Genomic DNA, 14,567 nt, shown 5'->3' on the forward strand with positions numbered 1-14,567 from the left:
CTATAAACTGCGATTAATTCTCAATTTCGCCTTCGTCACTGGTTTTATTCTGCTTGTGTTTGCCTATTACCGACCAAGCTTCAAGCATCACCAAGACACTGACAACCAACACAATTAAATCTAAGACCACCAACAACCAGTTACCTTTCTCATAGTATTCCACCAGCTTAATTAAGCCCGCGAAGAAAGCCATCAAGATCACAAAGACCATAGGAATAAGCGTATATTTAGCCGGTCTACCTAGTTTGATTAAATACACAGACAACACGAGTAAAGTTAGACTTGCTAAGATCTGGTTGGTCGAGCCGAATAGCGGCCATAACACCATACCGCCCGTACCCGATGCGCCACCAGCACCAAATGCAAGCAATAAACAACATGCTACCGCAACAAAGGTTGCGACTAAGCCATTCTTAAGCAAGCCAATGTTATAAATATCGCCCCACTCTTGGATAATATATCGCTGCAAACGCACGCCCGAGTCCATAGTCGTGCCGGCAAATAACACCACCATTACAGCCAATAAGGTCGCCGCAATTTCAGCTGAGAAGCCCCACCCTTCACTGATAAGATTTGAACCACCAGTTATAAAGGCGCTGACACTTCCCGCCCCTAGGTGGCTGTATATTTCGTGCCATTCTTCTGGTGACACGGCCAACATCACACCACTGACAGCAACTAACGTGATCAGCGCTAAACACCCTTCACCTACCGCACCTAAGTAACCAACAAAGCGACCATCTGTTTCTTTATCAAGCTGTTTAGAACTCGTACCCGACGACACAATGCCGTGGAAGCCTGATACCGCACCACAGGCGATGGTGACAAACAACAGCGGAATTATACTCGGAGTATCAATAGCAGTTTGTGTATTGAATGCAGGCGCAGTGATGTCTGGCATCACCACAAATACGGCGCCATAAAGTAACACTAAACCCACTAATAGTTGCATGCCATTAATAAAGTCACGTGGCTGTAATAGCATCCAAACAGGTAGCAGTGAGGCAACCGCTGCATAGATAAATAAAATGACTATCCAGTTTGCTTTGTCGGTTAAGCCAAACATTTCTGTTGGTAATGACACCGGCATTTCTGCACCCATGAAAATCGTTGCGTAAAGCACTGCAACACCAATCACACACAGTGGAATAAGTGGGATCTGACGTTTTAATAATTGACCGATAATGAGTGCAACAACAATGGCTGCCCAAGCAGGCACCACCGCACTCGGGTTTGCAACTAATGAATTGGCGATAACCACACCAAATACCGCATTCACCATAAGCAGCAACAAGAACACCACAATCATGAATAACACGCGCGTACGTTTACCTATCACGCTTTCAGATAGTGCGCCCATTGATTTGCCTTTATGGCGCGTACTGGCCCAAAGAGCGCCCATGTCATGCACACCTGCAAAGAAAATCGTACCAAATACAACCCAAAGTACGGCTGGTACCCACCCCCAATATACTGCAATCGCAGGCCCAACAATCGGGGCGGCCCCTGCCACAGAGGTAAAGTGATGCCCCCAAAGTACCAGTTTATTGGTTGGCACATAATCAACCCCATCGTTAAGCTCGTGGGCTGGGGTAACAAAGTTATCGTCCATTTTAAAAATCTTCGTGGCGATGAACTTAGAATAGACAAACCAGCCAAATAGCATGCCGGCAATACCAAATAATACAATCAGAATAGACTGCATCAGATACTCCTTTTCTCAGTTATTATGAATACCAATTTTCAATAATACTTAATCATTTTTAGGGGTTAAAACTGACGCTAGCTAAGTTAAAAATTTCTTATTTAGAACAACTTAATCGCAAAATTTTCGCCTTGCCTACATGGATGTAGGTATCTCAGCGGTGCTATCGACCAGTTTTTCTTGCCTAGAAATAGCTTACTTAATTAAGAAGATTGGTATTTTTACGCTCCTCCACCTTAACACGAAATTTACAATTTCAAATTAAGATTTTAGTCACCCTATAAAACATGGGGTTATTGTATTTCAAACATCGAATTAATCACTCAAGGGAGTAACAACTTTTTCGTCATAGTGAAGTTGTTCATTAGCGCTTAAAAAACCTCATTCATTGAAGATAGATACAAATTAAAATGTTACGATATAACAAAACTAGCAACCCCAAAGTATACAGAGAGCTACTCGCTTTCTTATCAACGATTACTACCAAGAAAAGTGAAATATTATGGCGATTACTATCATCACAAATGCTGTGATTATTAATGAAGGACAAACATTCAACGGCAGCGTAGCTATTGAGCAAGACCGCTTTATTTACATTGGTGAAACTATGCCTGAATACACCGATGCATTTATTATTGATGCAGAAGGTAAGTACTTAATACCCGGTGTGATTGACGGTCAAGTTCACTTTAGAGATCCAGGTGTAACACACAAAGCCGATATGGAAAGCGAATCTAAAGCTGCTGTTGCAGGTGGTGTCACTTCCTATATTGATATGCCAAATTCTCGTCCAAACGTATTAAACCATGAAGTTTGGCAAGCTAAAAACGCACTGGCTGCGACCAAATCTCTGGCGAATTATGACTTTTATATGGGCCTGAATAACGATAATGTTGATGCGTTACTAGACACAGATACCACTGGCTACTCTTGTTTATCTGACGATGGCTTATATTTCGCAGGCCCAGGAAACTTGCTTGCAGATAGTGAAGAAACCTTAGATAAGATTTTTTCAAAGAGTAAGAACATCATTGCTATCCATGCTGAGATCGAAGGCATCATTCACGAGAACGAGCAAAAGTTTAAAGCTGAATATGGCGAAGATGTACCTGTTAAATTTCACCCTATTATTCGCTCTGAAGAAGCGTGTGTTAAAGCAACCGAACGCGCAATTCGTTTAGCCACTAAACACAATGCGCGTTTACACGTTTTACACCTGACCACAGCGAAAGAAGCGGCGATGTTCCGCAATGATATTCCACTTGAAGAAAAACGCATTACAACTGAAGCCAGTGTGCATCATTTGTGGTTTAACGACAGCGACTACGAAGAAAAAGGTACCTTAATAAAGTGGAACCCAGCTATCAAAACCGAGCAGGACCGTTTAGGGCTCATTGCTGCGATTAACGATGACCGCATCGATATCATTACCACTGATCATGCACCACATACTTTAGAAGAAAAACAAAATACGTACTTCAAAGCAATGTCGGGCGGCCCATTTGTGCAGCACTCATTGGTTGCCATGATTGAGCTTCATCTACAAGGTTACCTTACTCTTGAGAAGATAGTTGAAAAGATGTGCCATAACCCTGCACTGCTTTATGGTTTTAAAGACCGAGGCTATATTCGTCCAGGTTATAAAGCCGATTTTACACTTGTAGATATGGACTCGCCTTGGACTGTATCTAAAGACAATATCTTATATAAATGTGGTTGGAGTCCAGTTGAAGGCCAAACTTTTAAAGCGCAAGTGAAACAAACTTATGTGAACGGCCATAAGGTATTTGATAACGGCGAATTTGATACCAGTAAAAAAGGGGAACAACTAGAACTCCTGCCATGGGAAGAGCGCATTTACGTAAAAAATGCTTAAGGTATTCGTTTTTTAAAAACCTAACTATTGCCGCCAAAGCTGATATTAGCCTTGGCGGTATTTTTTGCTTCACGCCACTCACCTGTTTAAACTGACCAAAGCCAAATCACATTTAAAATAATATGAAATTTTACCTGGATGTTCACTTATTCGGCGCACTAGCCCTAACAAAAAATAAAGGTAAACCCAATAAAAGAGAGTACAGAAAATGCTTTAACAGCGGCTATTCTCTCACTCTAGAAGACAATAGTTTTACCCGCCTATTTTTAAATTTTGCTGACGGCTTTCATGCTTTTAATGCCAATCCTCTTAATTAAGCGATCTATTTTTAGGCAAGGAAAACTGGTCGATAGCACCGCTGACGCGTCCTGCTTTCGCTGAGGTACCTACATCCATGTAGGCAAGGCTAAAATTTTGCTATTTAGTTGTTCTAAATAAGAAATTTTTAACGAAGCTAACGTCAGTTTTAGTCCCTAAAATTGATTGAGTATTATTGAGGATTGGTATAACTCATACACTAGTGGCATTTTTTCCGCGAACACACTTTTTATTTTGATGAAGACACAAGAGTGGAAGACATAGAAGCAATTTTCGGAAAAGCAGTAGATGGCTTTAAAGATGCCATAGAGATCAGCCGCACATTTATTGTTAGCGGTCTAGAAATAGAGTTTAGTTGGTACCACGACAACAAGGGTACAGCTTTAACCTACATGATAATTCAACACGACAACGGTTTTTATCATAGTAGCTGCAGCTAACTAGAAAATAAGTGCATTTGGTTATGGCTTGTTTCTTTAGCCGATAACCCCACCTGAATGCCAATCAATCGAACGGCTTTGTGACCTTGATTCCGTTTAAGTAAATCCGTTAATAATTGACAAAATAAAGCACTGTCTAACTTATCAAACTGGCATTCTTTACTAACAAGTTGAAAGTCGAAATATTTCACTTTAACTCCCAATTTTATGATGTGTTGCTCGTCTAGATATTTGCTGGCTCGATTTTTAAGCTCGGGTAATAATTGTTTGATAATACGCATTTTCAATACATCAATATCAGCGGTGTCTTTTTCAAAAGTGGTTTCAACTCCCACTGACTTACGCACCCTGTCAGTTTCAACGCGGCGCTCATCAATACCATGACAACGACGCCATAACATATCGCCTAGTTTGCCGAACTTTTGTTTTAATAATGTTTCATCGGCATTTTTGATATCTCGACCAAACTCAAAACCATGGGCAAGCAATTTTTGCATTGTCACTTTACCTACACCGGGAATTTTTTTAAGTGGTAGACCTTCAATAAATGCATCCACTTTATCAGGGGTGATCACAAATTGTCCGTTTGGTTTATTTTCATCGCTGGCAATTTTCGCCAAGAACTTTATCGGCGCCACCCCAGCTGAGGCCGTTAAACCCGTTTCTCTAAAGATATCATCACGAATCTGTTGTGCAATTAAAGTCGCGCTACCTTTGTATTGAGTGCAATCCGTCACATCTAGGTAAGCTTCATCTAAAGACAAAGGTTCAATTAAATCGGTATAACGGGCAAAAATGGCTCTGATCTGCTGCGAGATTTCTTTATAGAGTGACATTCTCCCCGGCACGATGCGTAAATGCGGGCACAGCTTTTTTGCCTGATAATTAGACATAGCAGCTCGCACTCCGTATTCACGAGCAATATAGTTTGATGTCGCCAAAACCCCACGGTTGCTATTGCCGCCAATCGCCATTGGCACTTTAGCCAACTCGGGGTTGTCGCGCATTTCTACCGCGGCATAAAAGCAATCCATGTCTATGTGGATAAATTTGTTATATTTCGCCATTAGATTTACAACAGACCGCTCAAGCAAAAACACTGTATATACATACATTATCGTCATATAAATTAGAATGTCTATCTTATTTACAATCTAAAGCATATTTCCTTCTAAGTGCTTTATTTTTATAGAATTCAGATAGGTAGCACTTAAAGTTCTGAACTTTCATATTCCTAACCTTTTAAGTTAAAACAACCAATTAGAAATCTCTTTGTTTACTTTTCTCTTTTCTTTTTTGAGTGAATGACCACCACCAGGATAAATAACTAACTTGTGCTTTCTGTTTAGACTCGCCAATTTACTTGCCATATTTGACGCATTTTTTACATCTACTCGCTTATCTGCATCGCCATGTAGCAATAAGATTTCTACTCTTTCATTTATCTCATCAACCCAATTGATTGCTGAGCGAGCATGCAGTGCAACATTTGGCGATTCAGAATAATTAGGGATCCGCGCTTCATAAACTGCCTTAAACCCTAGTCGCTCCCTCATGCTAAGCGCTAAGTCCGACATGCCTGCTTGTATTACCAATTTTTTAATATCATCTCTTTGCTTAGCAACAAGATAGCTCATCATGCCGCCGCGGCTAACGCCTATCATATTGATGTCGTCTTTTTTTACGCTTGCTAAGCTTTTGCCGATTTCAATTAAAGCGTGTACATCTTTCACATCTGCCCCACCAAATTCATCCTTTGCTCTGTATTGGCTTCCCATCACTATTGCCCCCTCTTTCAGTAAGGGCATATGCGACAACATGCTTAAAATGGTTGATTTACCATACTCACCGTTTCCACCACGATTATGAATCACTAAAGGTAAAACCTCGTTATTGTCCTTTTCGGTGACAAGATAACCATCGACGACGGCTCCTTCAGACTGATATTGAATTAAATAACAATCAATATTGCGCTTAAACTTTTCATAAAAACCGGCTTTAAATCGTTCTTTAAATATCTCGTCTGTTAAGCTACTAAAGGCTTTACCACCAGACGCTTTGAATTCATTTACGCTATATGAAACAAAACCATCATAGGTTGCACGTTCATGGGCAAAACAAGACTCAACGTGTAAAACATCATCCGCCTTGTATAGTTGAGACTCTATTGATGGAAGCTGTTCACCTGAGCTAAAAGGATTTAACAAGCTAAGTAATAACATTGATTTAATAAACATTTTTCAGTTCCTAAAAGGTTACTTAATTAGCAAACATGGTATATTTACCGTTCAAAAGGGGGTGTAGTAATCTACGAAAGCATTAAAAGACTCGTTAAACACCCCATCTAGACTCGATAAAAGAATAATAATGAAAAAAAGGATACACATTTTTCACTCAAAGCTTGCGCTAGTCATTCATTGCGCAGTGGTCTTGCTATTACTGCTCGCTTCGCTGTTTGTTAGTTCGGCAACCACAGGCCAACACATTCCGCCTAAGTTCTTTTTCCAAGGGGTATGGCTTGGGTTTGCCATTAACCTAGGCGTTTTTTATTTAACTTATTTCGCTCTGGTGTTTTTTGCGGGCCAACCTTATTTACAAAAGGTCGGGGTTATCCTGCTATTAATGGTGTTAGCGGTTTGCATTAGTACATGGGGTGATTTAAACCGCTTAGCAACCACAAGTGGATTGCTTGAGTATCAGCATCACAGTTACTTTTTATTGGTTAACTCATTCGTTAAAACGGTTTTTTCATTCAGCGCAATATTTACCTATTCAATCATTAACCTAATTAAACAAAGGCAGCACTTTAATAAAATTAAACTCAATACTCTGCAAACAGAGTTAGAACTGCTTAAAAGCCAAACCAACCCTCACTTTTTATTTAACACATTGAACGCCTTATATAGTAAAGCTTATGTAAGTCATCAGCATGAGCTTGCTGAGCACATTGGGCAATTATCGTCGCTGATGCAATACACCATATCCCAGTCGAATAAATCATTTGTTAAATTAGAAGACGAAATAGACCATATCGAAGCGTATTTAGGGCTACAAAAATTAAGGCTTGGCGAACACGCCAATATTAGATTTGAGTACGCACCCATTTCAAATCACCAGCAGATCCCCCCCATGCTACTAAACCCTTTAGTAGAAAACGCCTGTAAATATGGGCTGTTAAATGACCCTAATAGTTTTGTAGAGATCAAACTCAACATTGAAGCCGAAAAAATGGTCATTGCTGTGAGCAATTCCAATTTGAGTGTTCTTGTAAAGCAAAGTAGCGCCTATCATGCCAGTGGCTCTGGGCTAAATAACCTATTAAAAAGACTAACTATTCTATTTGATGATAACTTCTCTTATGAAGTGAACAATCAGCCTGACACATACACTGTAAGGTTAACTATTCCATGCAATTAAATGTAGTTTTACTTGACGATGAGCATCATGTTATTGAGTTACTGCAAGCGTACTGTGCAAGCATTGACTCTGTTAATGTGGTAAGAAGTTTCACCAATGCAATTGATGCACTCAGCTTCATTAATGCCAACCCAATAGATTTATTGATCAGTGACATTAATATGCCTCAAATTTCAGGAATTGAAATGGCGCAATCATTAACACAACAAACCCGTGTGATTTTTATCACAGCTCACAGCCACTATGCTGTCGATGCGTTTGAATTAGATGTGATTGACTATATTGTAAAACCGGTTTTATTACCGCGCTTTCTTAAAGCCATTTCAAAAGCACACGCTGCAATAAATCCTCGAGAAGCTGTATCTTTGCCACCAGCGGCCCCTTCTCGCTACATTTTTGTTAAAGACGGGGGAGCAAAAAAGCGTTTGGTTTTAGACGAAATACTGTTTTTAACGGCGCAAGGTGATTACACCGAAGTGACTATGCAAGAAAAAAGCTTATTACTTTTAGGGAATTTATCGAGCTTTCTACAAAGTTTACCAAATGATGACTTCATTCGAATCCATCGCTCTTATGTAGTGAATAAGTCTAAAGTAGATTCTATAGATAAAGATCACCTTATTATTCATGGTCATGATTTAACCATTGGTAAAACCTACAGACATATTATAGAAAATGCCTTTTAACCTAGTAGCCATGAAACGCTGCTACTTTTACTCATACTAATTATCCACTACACTTATTCAGCAAAATTTAAATAACAACAAGGAATACCCATGCAATTTAGTCGTTTAGGCAGCAGTCAAATAGATGTTTCTCGTATTTGTCTTGGTAGTATGACATGGGGCTTACAAAACAATCAGCATGATGCCGATGAACAAATCAATTATGCCCTCAGTCAGGGAATCAATTTTATTGATACCGCTGAAATGTACGCAGTTCCACCTTCACCGGAGACCTACGGTAAAACTGAGGCCATAATTGGTAATTGGCTTGCACGTCATAAAGAAAAGCGTGAGCAAGTGGTGATTGCTACCAAAATTGCAGGCCCAGGCTTAAGCTGGGTTAGAAATGGCGGACCTATTACGCCCGACGCCATTTACAAGGCCATTGATGATTCTCTTGAAAGGTTAAATACCGATTATATCGATCTATACCAATTGCATTGGCCAAATCGTCAATCTCCGCATTTTGCACAGCACAAACCTAATGGCCACAACTTTGTAGATGTCGATACGCAAGCTGAAATCGCCAGTATGGAAGCCATTCTTGAAGCATTAACAAAGAGTATTAGAGCAGGAAAAATCCGTCATTGGGGTTTATCTGACGACACGACATGGGGCATAAACACATACTTACGGCTTGCTGAGCAGCATAACTTAGTAAAACCTGTATCAATTCAAAATGAATTCAGCTTATTGCATGCCAAAGACTGGCCATACTTAATTGAAAACTGCTGGCATGAAGACATAGCTTATTTACCTTGGTCACCGCTAGCCGCAGGCATGCTGACAGGAAAATATTTAAACGGTGCGCGCCCAGAAGGCAGTCGTTGGACACTGGTTCAGCGTCAAGGTTTATTCAGAGACACTGAACAAGCAGGCCTTGCCACTACCGAATACGTGGCTTTAGCGAAAAAACTGAATATGACGCCCGCGCAATTAGCCCTTGCATGGTGCGATCAAGTCAAAGGCGTGACCTCAACCATTATTGGCGCAACCAATATGAGTCAATTAAAAGAGAACATCGCCGCATTTGATATGTCTCTTTCTGAGGAAGCATTAAATGACGTAGCTGACATATTCAGTCGCTACCCTGCACCTTTTTAATCCGAATTTAGATTATTTTAAGGGCTCTTTCTGAGCCCTTTTGTTATTCCCAAATATTGCCTCAATAGCTGTAATCACTCGTTCTAATCGTTATACTGACAGCCGAAATTTTAAAGGTCAGTTTTCCAATGCAGTTACTCAATACACCACCTCTCAAACCCGAAGGTTCAATTTTCACTCGTCATACCGCACGCGCCATTGTTTTAAACGGCAACGACATTCTATTACTCTTCACAGAGCGTTATGACGATTACACGCTGCCTGGTGGTGGTGTTGACGAAAACGAAGCCATTGAAGCTGCTTTGCTACGTGAACTACAAGAAGAAACCGGCGTTAAAAGCATTACCCAATGCACTGCATTTGGTCGATTTGAAGAAGTTCGAGCTTGGTACAAAGACGATTTCGACTATGTGCATATCGTGTCTGATTGTTATGTGTGTGAGATTTGTGGAGAGTTTGATAAACCGCAAATGGAACACTACGAAGTAGCCAACGGCATGCGCCCTGTTTGGGTGAATATTGATGAGGCCATTGCGCATAACAAACACACTTTGGCACAAAGCGAAAAGAAGGGCTTATCGATTCAAAGAGAGATATTTTTATTAGAGGAAATAAAAAAGCGTTTGATTAATTAGACAACTTTCTTGTTAGAAAAATTGTTATTAAAAATAAAGGCTGAAAAGACATAGCTTTATCAGCCTTCCAAATACTTCGTTTATAAATTAGTGACAGGTTGGCGTGCACCAAGGCCAGGGCCATACACCAATGCGTTTAGCAGTAAGCGATTTGTCGCTAATGTTGACCCTCTAAATACTGGCTGCCCTGCAAATAAAATGATTTGTCCGCTGCCTTTACGCTCTTGTGTTAAATAAGCAGAGTTCGCTATACGTTTGCTCGCCTCAGGCCAAAGCAGACCACTCATACGCAGCTTCAACTCTTGTTTATCAGGCAAGCTCGACCAACCTACTTTGCGATCTAACTCTTTATCTTTTGCTTGCTTTACTATTTGACCCCATTCGCTTTTGCTCATTTCTTGATAAGCTCCAAGTCTAACTGCAGAACGAACGCCCTCTTTTGCCATCAGAACAGGATTTCGAGAAATTAAAACAGGGATCACCTCTGGTGAACCAAAAGTAAGCCAATGTTTCTGGTCAGTTCGCGCAGCTACAATTGCGCCTGAAGGTCTAAATTTAGCTAACCAGTTATATTGCTTCTTAAGCTCATTTTCGCTTTTTGGTTTTGCTCCGCTCTTCCAAGGGTAATTAATATCTTTCGCAGCATCATGCGACCAAATGCTCTCAATTTCAGCGTAACTGTTTTGCTGAGCAAGCCACTCTCTTTGCAAAGAAATATCGTACTGCTCAACCTCTTTTAAAGTATCTTGGATCTGTCTTACTCGACTTAAACCAGCCTCTTTACTGGTAAATGGCACGGCAGAGCCGTCGATTGCCACTAACGTACCACCAGCCTCTACCCAAGTTTTAATCGTCGATAATTCACCTTTACTCAACTGGCTATACCAAGTTGCAGGTATCACTAAGGTGTTGTAACGCCTCAAATCAGTGTAACTCAGTCGGTTGCTGTCTAAATGAGAATGTCTGATCCCTAAGTTGCTATCAATTGAATGCCAAATCGTGCCGAAGTCGAGTGAGTTAATGCCGTTACCACTTAAAATAGCAATTCTAGGTTGGGTTAATACCCTAAAATGCGCGCCGCCAATGTCTGGCAAGTCTCTATTACCTAAACCAGAACGAATGGCTTGCGCTGTGACTTTAACTTCAGTTGCGGTCTGCTCCACAACCTGATCAAGATCACCATCAAAAAATTCATTGTCATAACGCGACACAACAATTGAACCACGGCTTAATGTCACTCCATCTAACACTGTACTTTTGTCGATTACTTTAGTAGTGACACCGCGCTCCATTAAACGTGCAGCAAAGCCAACAGATGCATCATTATTACCATCTACAACATAGGCAATGGAGCCCGCTTTTTTGATGATAAATGGCTCTTCATCAGATGGCTCAAATATGCGAATATGCTCAGTGACATGTTGTGGTATTGTCAAAGCCTCAAGGCCGTGCATCATGGTGATATTCCAAGCTGTGGCATCGTACATAAGGCTTGAGCCATCACGTAGCACTCTTTGACGCTCTTCAACTAATACGTCATTGCTAATCTTAGCGTCAAACTCGAGCATAGTAGAAATGAGTCGCCCTTGTGGCTGTCGGTTACGAATAATTAAAGTGCCTTCAGGCAGCTCTGAAGAAATAATGTCGCCAAGCTGAGTCTTGGCTTTTTTAACTTTTATTGCTTTGGTTGTTTGATGAATTTCAAAACCTTGTAGCTGCATCAAGTCAATAAACTTCGCTAAACGCTGTTTATTTTTCGTAGGTAAAATTGCGAAGCTCTGATCTGCATACGGGCTGTTATCAGAGATTAATCTTCGCTTATCTTTAACAAAATCACGATAGATTGCTTTTGAGTGTTTCGCTAGGGTCTTTAAATTTTCGATGCTACTCACATATTGTTTATCTACCGATTCTGCATAGCTCACAATTCTGCCATTATGCTGCATGACACCATCTTCTTTAATGCGGGCTTGCTCATACAGAATATGAATCGTGCCTCTAAAAGCGGCATAACTTGAGTAACCTGGATACAAGTTTTCTAACCACTCACCGGTATAATAAGGCCATTTTTGATCATCAAATGCTTGAGCCTGATCGGCTTCAAATATTTCCCCCCATTTTAGAGAAGACTCAGATAAATTTTTATTAACTGGCTGTCGAGCCAAACCAAACAAATAAGAATCCATCGGCCCCATTTCATGGGCATCTATCATCAATTGTGGATTCCATTCATTGATAGACTTAACAATACCTCGAGTCTCTGGGTGAACGCCTAAAATAAAGTCACGGTTTAAATCAAAGAAGTAATGATTGCTGCGTCCAGTTGCCCATGCATCTGTGTGTAATTTTGACTGAGTATCAATATTCGGAGAGGTGCCCCTTCGTTGCTGAAGCTCTTTCGTAAAACGAGCGCGACCATCAGGGTTCATAAGCGGATCTACAATAACCACAGTATCCGAAAGTAATGACTTAATATCTTGATCTTTTGAGGCAATAAGCTTGTAAATTGTTGCTAGAGCAGCGTCACTGCCAGACCCTTCATTGCCATGAATAGAATATGCCATCCATGCAACCGCTGGTAAGCGATCAATAATGCGCTGCTCTTCTTGCTTTGATAAGTTAATGGGGTTTGCTAGCTTACCTAAGTCAGCTTTAATGCTGTCCACTTTCGCTAGATTATCAGGAGAAGAAATAACTAGGTAATGTAAGGGTCTTCCCTCATGTGAGCGTGCATATTCTACTAGCTGAATTTTGTCGCTGGATTTTTGCCACACTTTGAGTGCTTCGGTGATTTGCTCAGGCGTTGCAGCTCTTTGACCAACAGGAAACCCTAGAATACTTTCAGGCGAAGGTATCTTGGCGTCTAATGCGCCAGTGACAAGTGACTTGTTGTAATTTAATCCTTGCAGTTCAGTCGGTGCAAGACTCATATTTGCAGAAGCGTGCGAACTTATCACTAAAGTACTCGCTATAGCTAGTGAGAGCAGTTTATTGCGCATTATTGAAACCTTTTTGTTATTTTACTTTGAATAGCAATGAAAATTTGCCACCATTAAAAATGTTACATTATCACACACAAAAACACCGCTCAATTACTGTGCGATAAACGGGCTATTCCTAAATAAATTAAGTTTTTCAAGCTATTGCAAGATGCAAAACTCAAATTATTCCAATGATAGCTAACATGTCATTGATAACCTGTCGCTAATCGACTAATTACAAACTTAGCCTAGGAAGCCCATTTTTATCATTGTCTCTAAAAAATGAACTTTTTCACCTGTTCCTACTCAAATCAGGCTGTTATGAACAATCGGAGTAAGTTCTTGCTAAAGGGATTACCAAAAGCACTCACCATATCAGTGTTATTTCATATATTGATTGTGTACTTTCTTCACAAGCAATTTGTGCTGCCTATACCGCCAAAACCACAACCTACGATGAAAACGTACCTAGTGATAGAGGAGCCTGAAGCCGAGGTAGAAGTTGAAGCTAAAGTAGTGCCCGAACAAGCCGAACAAGCCGAACAAGCCGAACAAGCCGAACAAGCCGAACAAGCCGAACAAGCCGAACAAGCCGAACAAGCCGATGAAAACGCGCTAGCAGAGCAAACACAAGTCACTTCACAACCCGCTGTCGTACAAACCGAAAAAATAGAGACTCAAAAAGAGACAGAAGAAATTCAAGTGCATGACACAAACAAAAATAATTTAGAAAAACCGAGAATAGATCCGTTCAAAGCGCTCGATAACATTCGCTCAGGTGAGCATGACTATTTCTCTACGCAGCAATCAAATAACACAACTCAATCGGTTGACCGTTTTGGCAATGGCCGGATCTCAACCCCAAAAAAGCACAAAGAAGCGCGTGAAAATAAAGACTTGCCGAAACTGGTTTATCAAGGACCAACCTATAGACTATATCAAAAAGGCGCATATTGTTTTAAAGACAACCAAATGGACCCAAACAATCGCTCTATCGATTCAAGTCTGCCGACCACTTGGCGAGGTCTGCCCTATAAGTGCGATAAAGATAAAATTGAGAAAGCTTTTGATGCTGCGATGGAAAAGTGGTTACCTAAGAAGCAGTGACCTCTCCAAAATAAGACTTTGGTAATAAGTCAGTTATTTAATGACAAAGCTAACTTAAATCAACTTTTCTGTGCTCTGTTACGTGTTAAAGTTATAAAAAATGTTTAGTAAGGAACAGAAAGAAAACTTACAGGGTCACCCATTAGTCAGCCGTTGTAAAGTGCGCGAGTGAATTTCTGCCGAATTATTTTCAGCATAAAACATTAGTCACTCAATCTTCACTCGCGCCCGTTTTTTCTTTAGTTTGATGTCGGATAAT

At 40.5% G+C, this 14,567-nt stretch carries 11 protein-coding genes; 7 read left to right on the forward strand and 4 right to left on the reverse strand.

The genetic code is table 11. The features are described from left to right. Positions 1 to 13 precede the first annotated feature (13 nt). Positions 14 to 1,705: a carbon starvation protein A gene (locus ABMY35_RS12280; protein ID WP_349286452.1), complete on the reverse strand. Its 1,692-nt coding sequence runs from the start codon at positions 1,703 to 1,705 to the stop codon at positions 14 to 16. 502 nt (positions 1,706 to 2,207) lie between these two features. On the opposite strand from ABMY35_RS12280, the gene ABMY35_RS12285 reads away from it, so the two are divergent. Further along, positions 2,208 to 3,581, forward strand: a complete 1,374-nt coding sequence (locus tag ABMY35_RS12285) for a dihydroorotase (protein ID WP_138568098.1) — start codon at positions 2,208 to 2,210, stop codon at positions 3,579 to 3,581. Positions 3,582 to 4,150: 569 nt separating this feature from the next. Beyond that, positions 4,151 to 4,339 (forward strand): hypothetical protein, encoded by a 189-nt coding sequence (locus ABMY35_RS12290; protein WP_349286453.1) that lies wholly within the window; start codon positions 4,151 to 4,153, stop codon positions 4,337 to 4,339. Here the strand turns inward: ABMY35_RS12290 and dinB are convergent. Both dinB and ABMY35_RS12300 read right to left on the reverse strand, forming a co-directional pair. Continuing rightward, positions 4,336 to 5,406, reverse strand: a complete 1,071-nt coding sequence (gene dinB, locus ABMY35_RS12295) for a DNA polymerase IV (protein WP_349286454.1) — start codon at positions 5,404 to 5,406, stop codon at positions 4,336 to 4,338. The two genes, ABMY35_RS12290 and dinB, sit on opposite strands and share 4 nt — an antisense overlap. A 180-nt stretch (positions 5,407 to 5,586) precedes the next feature. Further along, positions 5,587 to 6,576 carry a prolyl oligopeptidase family serine peptidase gene (locus ABMY35_RS12300; protein WP_349286455.1) on the reverse strand — a complete coding sequence of 330 codons (990 nt, stop codon included), beginning with the start codon at positions 6,574 to 6,576 and terminating at the stop codon, positions 5,587 to 5,589. Between the two features lie 130 nt (positions 6,577 to 6,706). Here ABMY35_RS12300 and ABMY35_RS12305 point away from each other — a divergent pair, with 130 nt between their 5' ends. From ABMY35_RS12305 to ABMY35_RS12320, 4 genes are all read left to right on the forward strand, one after another. After that, the gene (locus ABMY35_RS12305; protein ID WP_349286456.1) at positions 6,707 to 7,756 is read left to right on the forward strand and encodes a histidine kinase; all 1,050 of its coding nucleotides are present in this window, start codon (positions 6,707 to 6,709) and stop codon (positions 7,754 to 7,756) included. Then, positions 7,747 to 8,442: a LytTR family DNA-binding domain-containing protein gene (locus ABMY35_RS12310; protein WP_349286457.1), complete on the forward strand. Its 696-nt coding sequence runs from the start codon at positions 7,747 to 7,749 to the stop codon at positions 8,440 to 8,442. Before ABMY35_RS12305 ends, ABMY35_RS12310 begins: the two co-directional genes overlap by 10 nt. A gap of 90 nt (positions 8,443 to 8,532) precedes the next feature. Further along, positions 8,533 to 9,585 carry an aldo/keto reductase gene (locus ABMY35_RS12315; protein ID WP_349286458.1) on the forward strand — a complete coding sequence of 351 codons (1,053 nt, stop codon included), beginning with the start codon at positions 8,533 to 8,535 and terminating at the stop codon, positions 9,583 to 9,585. A 128-nt stretch (positions 9,586 to 9,713) separates the two neighbouring features. Further along, positions 9,714 to 10,220 carry an NUDIX domain-containing protein gene (locus tag ABMY35_RS12320; RefSeq protein ID WP_349286459.1) on the forward strand — a complete coding sequence of 169 codons (507 nt, stop codon included), beginning with the start codon at positions 9,714 to 9,716 and terminating at the stop codon, positions 10,218 to 10,220. Positions 10,221 to 10,300: 80 nt separating this feature from the next. Here the strand turns inward: ABMY35_RS12320 and ABMY35_RS12325 are convergent, their stop codons facing one another. Then, positions 10,301 to 13,219, reverse strand: coding sequence for a M14 family metallopeptidase (locus ABMY35_RS12325; protein WP_349286460.1), 2,919 nt, complete (start codon positions 13,217 to 13,219; stop codon positions 10,301 to 10,303). Between the two features lie 324 nt (positions 13,220 to 13,543). Here ABMY35_RS12325 and ABMY35_RS12330 point away from each other — a divergent pair, with 324 nt between their 5' ends. Next, positions 13,544 to 14,308, forward strand: a complete 765-nt coding sequence (locus tag ABMY35_RS12330; protein WP_349286461.1) for a hypothetical protein — start codon at positions 13,544 to 13,546, stop codon at positions 14,306 to 14,308. The last annotated feature ends 259 nt before the right edge of the window (positions 14,309 to 14,567 follow it).

The sequence above is a fragment of the Pseudoalteromonas sp. BZB3 genome (assembly GCF_040104455.1).
In the GTDB taxonomy this organism is placed as follows: domain Bacteria; phylum Pseudomonadota; class Gammaproteobacteria; order Enterobacterales; family Alteromonadaceae; genus Pseudoalteromonas.

What these genes read in the sequence shown, in the direction of transcription:
- ABMY35_RS12280 (WP_349286452.1), bottom strand. Translation starts at nt 1,705, where the DNA reads ATGCAGTCTATTCTGATTGTATTATTTGGTATTGCCGGCATGCTATTT.
- ABMY35_RS12285 (WP_138568098.1), top strand. Translation starts at nt 2,208, where the DNA reads ATGGCGATTACTATCATCACAAATGCTGTGATTATTAATGAAGGACAA.
- dinB (WP_349286454.1), bottom strand. Translation starts at nt 5,406, where the DNA reads ATGGCGAAATATAACAAATTTATCCACATAGACATGGATTGCTTTTAT.
- ABMY35_RS12300 (WP_349286455.1), bottom strand. Translation starts at nt 6,576, where the DNA reads ATGTTTATTAAATCAATGTTATTACTTAGCTTGTTAAATCCTTTTAGC.
- ABMY35_RS12305 (WP_349286456.1), top strand. Translation starts at nt 6,707, where the DNA reads ATGAAAAAAAGGATACACATTTTTCACTCAAAGCTTGCGCTAGTCATT.
- ABMY35_RS12310 (WP_349286457.1), top strand. Translation starts at nt 7,747, where the DNA reads ATGCAATTAAATGTAGTTTTACTTGACGATGAGCATCATGTTATTGAG.
- ABMY35_RS12315 (WP_349286458.1), top strand. Translation starts at nt 8,533, where the DNA reads ATGCAATTTAGTCGTTTAGGCAGCAGTCAAATAGATGTTTCTCGTATT.
- ABMY35_RS12320 (WP_349286459.1), top strand. Translation starts at nt 9,714, where the DNA reads ATGCAGTTACTCAATACACCACCTCTCAAACCCGAAGGTTCAATTTTC.
- ABMY35_RS12325 (WP_349286460.1), bottom strand. Translation starts at nt 13,219, where the DNA reads ATGCGCAATAAACTGCTCTCACTAGCTATAGCGAGTACTTTAGTGATA.